The following is an 8,223-nucleotide window of genomic DNA, read 5'->3' on the forward strand; positions in this document are numbered from 1 at the left end:
TTCTGGAAAAAAAATATGTCAAGTTTATCCCCGGTTGTGCATGCTCTGACTGTGCAGATTGAGCGTCTGCCTCATGCGCAGGACCTCCCGCTCCCAGGCTACGCGACTTCTGGTGCTGCCGGACTGGATCTTCTTGCCGCCGTGGAAAAAGATGTGGTGCTTCAGCCTGGTGAACGGGTTTTGATTCCCACAGGCCTTAAGGTGGCCCTCCCTGCCGGCTACGAGATGCAGGTAAGACCCCGTTCAGGTCTTGCATTGAAGCATGGTCTTGTCCTGCCTAACTCACCAGGTACCATTGATCAGGATTACCGGGGTGAAATTGGGATTATTATGATGAATATGGGGCAGGAACCTTATATCGTTGAGCGTGGCACCCGTATTGCTCAGGCTGTTGTGGCACCGGTTATGTGCGTGCAGTGGCATGAGGAAAAGATTGTGGAGCAGACAGAGCGTGGTGCAGGTGGTTTTGGCAGTACCGGAACAACGTCGGCATGAAAGCAGGACAAACAGACACTACATTTTCTTATGCGGTGCACCGTATCCGACAGGAAAGCGGACTTTATAAGAGCGTAGAGTTTACTGTTTTTGTTTGTTTGTCTGGTTTGCTGCTGCTGGGGGGGAACTATATTTCAGGGCTTACGTCCCCCGGCTTTTTTGAAAAAAAATACTTTATAATCAATTCACCGGGAGAGTTCTTTCTGTGCGCGCTCTTCACTGTGGCGCGTCTGATCTCGGCTGTTATTTTATCGTTTTGCGTTGCCGTGTGTTACGGTTTTGCTGCGACAAAAACCAGGTTTGGAGAACGCTTTTTACCGCCTCTCCTGGGTGTAACAAGGTTCGTCCCTTCCCTCAGTATATTACTTCTGACCATGTTGCTTGTTGGGGCATACGCACCAGGCGTGACATTCCTGCTGGAAGGCGCCGTACTTTTCTCCGCAGTTTTTTCCATGGCTCAGAAAAGTGCTGAAAATATTTGTTATGCCCTTAAAAATATTCCATCAGAACTGAGTGAAGTAACACGATGCTTTAAATTAACTGCATGGCAGAAACTTCTGATACTTGACTGGCCAAAAGTTATTCCCGGGTTTCTGCATGATTTAAGAAATGCATTGTCCGGTGGTTTTATTGTGATTTTATATGCTGAGATTATCAGTGTGAATCATAATGAAAGCAGCTTACCCGGGCTGGGTTCTTATGCTGCTTCAGCTGCGTTTCAGGGAAACCTTCTGCCCGCATTGTGTGTTCTGGTTGCTATTATTCTGCTGATGGCAGGGAGTGAGTCTATCCTGCTTCGCCCTCTTAATGGCTGGGTCGCACGCTACTATGCTGATGATTATAGAGCGGATACGCATGAAGATGGTGCTGAGATCATTTCTTTTAAGGAGAGTTATCTCCCTGTAAATAAAAGAAAATTAAATTTTAATTCGTTCTATGAAAAATGCCTCAGACTATTTTCCGAATATTTTTATCGTTGTTTTTCTAAGAAAAATATTTTTCTGAAGAAAATGCAGCTTTCAACATTGTTTTTTATAAGCTTTGTCATGCTTCCGATTGTCATATGCTTTACTCTGTTTACAGTAAGCTTCCACCTGTATCAGTTTACCCAGTATCTGGATGTTTTGTGTCGCTGTGTCATGACACTTCTGCGCATTGGCTGTGTGCTGTTTTTTGCATCATTGCTCTGGCTTCCGTTTGGTATATGGCTTGCGCTGCATGTAAAAAGAAGAGAATTTATTTTAAAAACAGTAAGTTATTTATCATTTTTTCCGGTTGTTATATTGTGTTGCTTTGTCCCGGCTTTGTACTGGTCTGGCTCTTTTCTGCCTGAAAGCTGGTGTTTTTTTCTGCTGATCGCGGGCGCGCAGTGGAGCATCCTGCTGCATGTTGTCCATCGTATGATGGCTTTTCCAGAGAGTTTTTCAGATGTGATTCAGACTTTCCATACGCGTGGTTTTTTTCTGATTCGTACTATCATTCTGCCATACATCATCCCGGGTTTTTTATCTGGTCTGGCAGAAGCCGCAGCCAGATCATGGTGCGTCGTTGTGGCGGCTGAATGGCTGCCGGGGCATACATCAGAGTTTTTTGTTTATGGTGTGGGGTCTTATCTGGCAGAGGCATTTCAGGCGCGCTCTGTGTCTTGTTTAATGCTGGGAATAGTGATGATGGTCTTTTGTGCCATGGTAGTTAATTTTCTGTTATGGCGACCACTGATCAGTTATGTCTATCGTACTCTGAAAATCAACTGACGGAACTGCCTGCAGAATGTCTTATTCATCTGAAAATGACCAGATATCAGAGACAAAAACAGTCCTGGTGAGCAGCCGTGCTGTCTCACAGGTCTATCATAAAGATAGTGCTGTTGATTTGCAGGTTCTTGATGATGTGACACTCGATATTTACGAGGGTGAAATAGTCGGTCTTCTGGGGCGTGCAGGATCAGGGAAATCAAGTTTTCTTCGCATCATGGCAGGGCTTATTTCTCCCTCTTCAGGAGAAGTTGTCTGGAATGAGAAACGCCAGTCCGAAAAAAACAGGCCAGATGTGGCAATGGTGTTTCAGTCTTTTGCCCTCTTCCCCTGGATGACCGTCAAAGAAAATATTGCACTTGGCCTTAAAGGGCAGAAACTTTCAAAAACAGATAAAGAAACGCAGGTAACCGCAGCCATAGAACTTATGGGCCTGGGAGGCTATGAAAATGCCTGGCCCAAAGAACTTGCCCCTGACATGAAACAGCGTGTTGGTATGGCCCGTGCGCTGGCTATCAGGCCTGAGCTGATTTGTATGGATGAACCTTTTTCTGATCTGGATATTTTGACTGCCGAAAACCTTCGAACTGATTTTGTGGAGTTATGGAACGAGGATAAGCTCCCGGTTAAGTCTCTGATGATGGTGACACATAATATCGAAGAAGCTGTGCTGATATGTGATCGTATCGTGGTGTTTTCGTCTAACCCGGGTCGTGTGGCGCATATTTTGCCTGTAACGCTTTCTCATCCGCGCAGCAGAGAAGATCAGGAATTCAGAGGGATAGTTGATCATATTTATGCGCTCATGACGCAACGCGCCCCTGTTATTTCAGAGGCTGATATCTCAATAATGCCTAAACCACCGTCTGCACCTGCGCCATCGGTTCTGACTTTGCCGCCGGTTTCAGTCGCTATGATGACAGGTATGATGGAAGCCCTCGCCGCCGCCCCTCTGAATGGCCGTGCTGATCTGCCCGTGCTGGCAGAAAAATTGCAGCTTGAGCTTGATGATCTTTTCCCTCTTGGTGAATCTCTTGAGCTGCTGGGACTTGCAGAGCTTGAGGATGGCGATATTTTTCTGACAGATGAAGGGGTGCATTTTGTACTGAGTGACCATGAAGAGCGTAAGGCTATTATGGGCTATGCGCTTATTCATAATGTGCCTCTGATTAAAACAATCAGAGCTGTTCTTGATGAACGTCCGTCACACAGCGCAGATGCAACACGCTTTCTCAGCGAGCTGGAAGCCGGTATGTCGCCAGATTATGCCCGGCAGACTTTACACACGCTGATCGGCTGGACCCGCTTTGCTGAGCTTTTTGATTATGATGAAGAAAGTAATCGTTTTTATACGGATGAGAAGGAAGGTGATTAACCTTCCTTCCGGATATTACCGGTAGCGTTCTGCGAACAGCTTTCTCATTTTAACAACTTTTGGCGCAATGACAGCAGCGCAATAACCGGTTTGTGGGTTATTGTTGTAATAGTTGAGGTGTTTTTCCTCTGCCGGCCAGAACGTGCTCAGAGGCGTAATTTCTGTGACCAGAGGGTTACCCCAGATATCAGCCTCTTCGATTTCTTTTTTAATTGTCAGAGCAGATTGCTGCTGCACATCATTTGTATAGAAAATGCATGAGCGGTACTGCGTGCCGATATCATCTCCCTGACGGTTGAGTGTTGTTGGATTATGCATGGTAAAGAAAATTCTGAGCAGATCATCGTAGCTCATGATCTCGGGGTCAAAGATAACTTTTACAACTTCTGCATGTCCCGTCGTGTCTGTGCAGACCTGCTCATATGTAGGGTTTGTAGTATGCCCGCCTGCATAACCAGGAATGACAGACTTTACACCCTTCATATCGCGCAACACAGCATCAAGACACCAGAAACACCCGCCCCCCAGAACGGCATAAACAGGATCAGACATATAAGATACTCCGGTTGCTGAAGCATATGCAGAGTGAAGGCTCTGCATATGCTTTATATATCTTAGATAATACGCGCCAGAGCGGTTTTAAGGCGTGCGCATTCTTCCTTCTGCGTAGCCAGACGGTCCTTCATCTCCTGCACGACTTCAGGATTAGCACGGGCAATGAAGTTTTCGTTGGAGAGTTTTTTGACCGTTTTGGCCTCTTCCTCTTCGGCTTTGGTCAGCTCTTTTTGCAGGCGTTTTCTTTCGGTCGACAGGTCGATAATACCTTCAAGAGGTAAAACCAGAGTTGCCTCTTCAAGAATAGCCTGCGCGCAGCCCTGAGGCAGCTCACCTTCGAGAATATCAATCTCAGAGACGCGGGCCAGGCGACCAATTGCCTCCTGCCAGCGTTGTGCCCGTTCTGTAATCTCAGTGCTGGCATCTTTAAGGAAGACAGGCACTTTTTGTGAGGGCGGGATATTCATTTCAGAACGTACCGCACGAATTTCAGAAATTAACCTGATCATCTGTTCACATTCTGCCCGGGCATTATCTGCCTGAGATAACTGAACAGGTTCAGGCCAGGGCTGAGAAATTAAAGACCCCTCCTCACCAAAACCAAAGGCATGCCACAGATCATCGGTAACAAAAGGCATAACCGGCTGGAGAAGACGAAGAATTTGTCCGAGAACATGAGCGGCTACATGACGGATCTCTCTGGCTTCATCCTGATTTTCTGAAGCGAAAACAGGTTTGGCGAGCTCAAGGAACCAGTCACAGAAGCAACCTCTGACAAAGCGGTAACAGGTCAGAGCGTATTCATCAAAGCGATAGGCTTCGAGCGCCTTCGTTGCGTCTTCCACCGCCTTTGATGTTTCTGACAACAGCCAGATACCCAGAGCAGACTGAACTGTTTCGGGCTTAAAGCCTTCAACCGCACGAATTTCGTTCATCTCGCAAAAGCGTGCGGCATTCCAGAGTTTGGTTACAAACGTGCGGTAATCCTCGACCTTTTTACGGCCAAGTTTTACATCCCGCCCTACCCCGGTCAGTGAGCAGATGGTGAAGCGCAGGGCATCTGCACCATAATCATCAATAAGCTCCAGGGGGTCGATACCGTTGCCCTTGCTTTTAGACATTTTCTGTCCGCGCTCATCACGAACAAGGCCATGAATGAAAATATCTTTAAACGGCACATCATTCATGAAGTGCTGTCCCATCATAATCATTCTGGCAACCCAGAAGAAAATGATGTCAAAGCCGGTTACGAGCACGCTTGTTGGGTAATAGCGTTCAAGTTCAGGCGTTTTGTCAGGCCAGCCAAGCGTTGAAAAAGGCCACAGACCAGAAGAGAACCACGTGTCGAGCACGTCTTCATCCTGTGTCAGAACAACGGCACTGCCATAATGTTTATCAGCCTGAGTTTGTGCTTCAGCTTCATCATGAGCAACAAACACATGACCATCGGGGCCATACCAGGCCGGAATACGATGTCCCCACCACAGCTGGCGTGAAATACACCAGGGCTGAATATCACGCATCCATGCAAAGAAGGTATTTTCCCACTGTTTCGGGATAAACGTAATACGTCCGTCTTCAACAGCTTCAACAGCAGGGCCGGCAAGCTTTGCCGCATCACAATACCACTGAGTGGTCAGGAAAGGCTCAATCACTGCGCCACCACGCTCAGCGTGTGGAACCTGGTGTCTGTGAGGTTCGATTTTTTCCAGGTAGCCGAGGGAGTCCAGCTCTGCAACAATGGCTTTACGCGCGTCTTCGCGTGAGAGGCCGTTCAGGCCGTTTACAAAGGCCGGGTCAGCCAGGCCAGCAACAGCCTGAAGATCTTCTTTAATTTCATCCAGGGTGATGCGTGCTTCTGCATCAAGTACCGATATCATCGGGAGCTGGTGGCGCTGCCCGACCTCAAAATCATTAAAATCATGTGCAGGTGTGATTTTAACGGCGCCTGTTCCTTTTTCAGGATCAGAATAGGCATCAGCAACAACCGGAACCAGACGGCCGGTTAAAGGCAGGCGTACCTGCTTGCCGACAAGATGGCGATAGCGTTCATCTTCAGGGTTTACGGCAACAGCAACGTCACCCAGCATGGTCTCCGGGCGTGTCGTTGCAACTGTCAGGGTGGTATCTGTCAGCCCGTCAACAGGATAACGAATATACCATAACGAACCATTAACCTCTTTGTTCTCTACTTCCAGGTCCGAGATCGCTGATTTAAAGACCGGGTCCCAGTTCACCAGGCGGTTGTCGCGGTAAATAAGTTTCTGATTATAGAGAGCGACGAAGACTTCTTTCACGGCCCGTGACAGGCCTTCATCCATTGTAAAGCGCTCACGTGGCCAGTCCAGCGATGCCCCCAGGCGTCTGAGCTGCTTTGTAATGCCTCCGCCAGACTCTTCCTTCCACTGCCAGACCCGTTTGGTAAAAGCTTCGCGTCCCATTGACTGACGCGAAAGCCCCTCACTGGCCAGAGAGCGTTCAACTACCATCTGTGTTGCAATGCCGGCATGATCAGTCCCGGGTTGCCAGAGCGCGTCAAACCCCTGCATGCGTTTCCAGCGTATCAGCGTGTCCTGCAAGGTCATGGTTAAAGCATGCCCCATATGCAACGTGCCTGTGACGTTGGGCGGCGGGATCATAATGCTGAAAGGTGGTTTCTGCGTGTTTTCAGGGTTGGCAGAAAAAGCTTTATTGTGCTCCCACAGGGCATAAAGACGTTTTTCTGTTGAGGTAGGATCAAAGGTTTTGCTGAGTGTCATAATTAACCAGGCCACATGAAAAAAGCGGAAGGCATGAAAATGCCTTCCGCCTTTAAGGAGAGAGTTTCACAACTGCATGTTATAATAGCGTATACAGTTATATCAATGCAGAGGAGATGAATCTCAGGGATTACGCTGAGAGAGACGCTCAACTTCTTTTTTAACAGAATCCTGAACGATACCGGCCAGATTAGCATCCAGCCATTTTTTGAGCATTACCCGGACTTCCTGACGTACGATATCTTCAATTGTCAGAGAACCTTGATTATTCACAGCCACTCTTCTCTCCTCATGTTCATGCAGATATTTTTCCTGAAGGGTCTTTTGCAGAATAGCGAACGAACTGTCAGTATCTGCAATAGTCTCAACATTGAGCGGAATAGACAGAGAACCATAGTCACCCTCTTCTTCCCCGCCCTTACTGACATTTCGTGGCTTAGAGACAGAGAGAGCGCTTGCAGTATTTTCCTGAACAGCATTTTCAGGCAAAGAGTTTTGTCCTGTATCGTCCCGCACTACATTATAATCCTGAGCTATATTATGATCGTGTTCGTCAACATTGCTGCTGGTATGAGCCCGATCTTCATGAGCCTCATTTTCTATAGTATTTTTACTTTCCAGTCCAGATAAAGACGCCTTTTCAGTATAGAGCTGAAGCAATATTTCGCGGATGCTCGGAGGAGCTTCATCAATCAGCCGGAGTTCTTCTGTCTGTTTTTCAGTGGGTTCACTATTAACAGGCTTTGCTTCCTCTGGTGATAACTTTGCGAACTCTTCCCTGATGACACTTGCTAAAGAGGCCGCAGAATCCTCTTCCTCTTTCTCCGCAGTCAGCTCTGGCGTGAGGACGAGATCTCCTTCCTCTTTCTCCGCGGTCAGCTCTGGCGTGAGGATAAGGTCGTCTTCCTCTTTTTCCGCAGTCAGTTCTGGTGTGAGGACGAGGTCTTCCTCTTTTTCCGCGGTCAGCTCTGGCGTGAGGATGAGATCTCCTTCCTCTTTCTCCGCGGTCAGCTCTGGCGTGAGGACGAGATCGCCTTCCTCTTTTTCCGCGGTCAGCTCTGGCGTGAGGACGAGATCTCCTTCCTCTTTTTCCGCGGTCAGTTCTGGTGTGAGGACGAGGTCTTCCTCTTTTTCCGCGGTCAGCTCTGGCGTGAGGACGAGGTCTTCCTCTTTTTCCGCAGTCAGTTCTGGTGTGAGGATAAGGTCGTCTTCCTCTTTCTCCGCAGTCAGTTCTGGTGTGAGGACGAGATCTCCTTCCTCTTTTTCCGCAGTCAGTTCTGGTGTG

6 protein-coding genes are annotated in these 8,223 nt (G+C 48.0%); 3 read left to right on the forward strand and 3 right to left on the reverse strand.

The genetic code is table 11. The features are described from left to right. Positions 1-15: 15 nt before the first annotated feature. The 3 genes from dut to HK11_RS04105 are packed head-to-tail and all read left to right on the forward strand — an operon-like array spanning position 16 to position 3,624. The gene (gene dut / locus HK11_RS04095) at positions 16-495 is read left to right on the forward strand and encodes a dUTP diphosphatase (RefSeq protein WP_086554077.1); all 480 of its coding nucleotides are present in this window, start codon (positions 16-18) and stop codon (positions 493-495) included. Next, positions 492-2,249, forward strand: coding sequence for a hypothetical protein (locus HK11_RS04100; RefSeq protein ID WP_086554078.1), 1,758 nt, complete (start codon positions 492-494; stop codon positions 2,247-2,249). Before dut ends, HK11_RS04100 begins: the two co-directional genes overlap by 4 nt. A 16-nt stretch (positions 2,250-2,265) precedes the next feature. Further along, positions 2,266-3,624 carry a nitrate/sulfonate/bicarbonate ABC transporter ATP-binding protein gene (locus HK11_RS04105; protein ID WP_086554079.1) on the forward strand — a complete coding sequence of 453 codons (1,359 nt, stop codon included), beginning with the start codon at positions 2,266-2,268 and terminating at the stop codon, positions 3,622-3,624. Between the two features lie 15 nt (positions 3,625-3,639). Here the strand turns inward: HK11_RS04105 and msrA are convergent, their stop codons facing one another. The 3 genes from msrA to HK11_RS12540 all read right to left on the reverse strand — a co-directional run. After that, positions 3,640-4,176: a peptide-methionine (S)-S-oxide reductase MsrA gene (msrA, locus tag HK11_RS04110; protein WP_086554082.1), complete on the reverse strand. Its 537-nt coding sequence runs from the start codon at positions 4,174-4,176 to the stop codon at positions 3,640-3,642. Between the two features lie 62 nt (positions 4,177-4,238). Next, a complete protein-coding gene (locus HK11_RS04115; RefSeq protein ID WP_086554083.1) occupies positions 4,239-6,938 on the reverse strand; it encodes a valine--tRNA ligase in 2,700 nt (899 codons plus the stop codon). Positions 6,939-7,061: 123 nt separating this feature from the next. Beyond that, positions 7,062-8,223 (reverse strand): DUF2497 domain-containing protein (locus HK11_RS12540; protein ID WP_233133303.1); only part of this gene is annotated, 1,162 nt, incomplete at its 5' end.

The sequence above is a fragment of the Acetobacter sp. DmW_043 genome (assembly GCF_002153485.1).
In the GTDB taxonomy this organism is placed as follows: domain Bacteria; phylum Pseudomonadota; class Alphaproteobacteria; order Acetobacterales; family Acetobacteraceae; genus Acetobacter; species Acetobacter thailandicus.

Coding starts and splice junctions, on each gene's coding strand:
- dut (WP_086554077.1), top strand. CDS start 16: ATGTCAAGTTTATCCCCGGTTGTGCATGCTCTGACTGTGCAGATTGAG.
- HK11_RS04100 (WP_086554078.1), top strand. CDS start 492: ATGAAAGCAGGACAAACAGACACTACATTTTCTTATGCGGTGCACCGT.
- HK11_RS04105 (WP_086554079.1), top strand. CDS start 2,266: ATGTCTTATTCATCTGAAAATGACCAGATATCAGAGACAAAAACAGTC.
- msrA (WP_086554082.1), bottom strand. CDS start 4,176: ATGTCTGATCCTGTTTATGCCGTTCTGGGGGGCGGGTGTTTCTGGTGT.
- HK11_RS04115 (WP_086554083.1), bottom strand. CDS start 6,938: ATGACACTCAGCAAAACCTTTGATCCTACCTCAACAGAAAAACGTCTT.